At 63.0% G+C, this 784-nt stretch carries 1 protein-coding gene; it reads right to left on the bottom strand.

Translation table 11 applies throughout. From position 1 onward, the window contains the following. Nucleotides 1-79 precede the first annotated feature (79 nt). Nucleotides 80-757, bottom strand: a complete 678-nt coding sequence (locus AB4048_RS28885) for a winged helix-turn-helix domain-containing protein (RefSeq protein ID WP_442205360.1) — start codon at nucleotides 755-757, stop codon at nucleotides 80-82. Nucleotides 758-784 lie beyond the last annotated feature (27 nt).

Raw genomic sequence — 784 nt, 5'->3', positions numbered from 1 at the left:
TGCGCCGCTGATCACGAAGGTCACGATGAACAGGATGCCGAAGGCGAGCGCCAGGCGGAACGCCGTCCGATGACGGAGGCTAGCGAGGCGCATGCAGCGAATAGCCCGTATTGCGAATCGTGTGCAGCAGCTGGGCCGCGAACGGCTTGTCTATCTTGGCGCGCAGCCGACTGACGTGCGTTTCGACGACGCTCGTCTTCGGATCGAAATGAAAGTCCCACACATGTTCGAGAAGCATCGTCCTGGTCACGACCCTTCCCTCACCTCGCATCAGCACCTCAAGCAACGTGAACTCCCTCGGCTGCAGCTCGATGACCTGTCCGGCCCGGCGGGCTTCTCTGCGGATCAGGTCAAGTTCCAGATCGGCCACCTTGAGCACCGTCTTTTGCTCCTGCACCGGCGGCCGGCGGGCCAGCGCATTTACCCTCGCCAGCAATTCCGAGAAGGCGAAAGGTTTGACCAGATAGTCGTCGCCGCCGGCTTCCAACCCCTCGACCCGATCGTCGACGCCGCCGACCGCCGTGAGGAAGAGCACAGGCGTCCTGACGCGCGCCGCCCTCGCCGCGCGGACGACGGACAGGCCGTCCAGGCCGGGAAGCATGCGATCTACGACCATGACGTCATATGCGTCGGACTGGGACTGGAACAAGCCGTCGCGCCCGTCCGCGAAAACGTCGCAGCTATGCCCCGCCTGGGCAAACCCTTTCGAGACGAAGTCGGCCGTTCTTCGATCGTCTTCGATAAGCAGAATCCGCATTACGCCTCCGATCCGGATGTCTTCGTT

Source organism: Rhizobium sp. RAF56 (assembly GCF_052113965.1).
Classification (GTDB): Bacteria; Pseudomonadota; Alphaproteobacteria; order Rhizobiales; family Rhizobiaceae; genus Rhizobium.
This window is presented reverse-complemented; position numbering and strand designations above follow the sequence as displayed.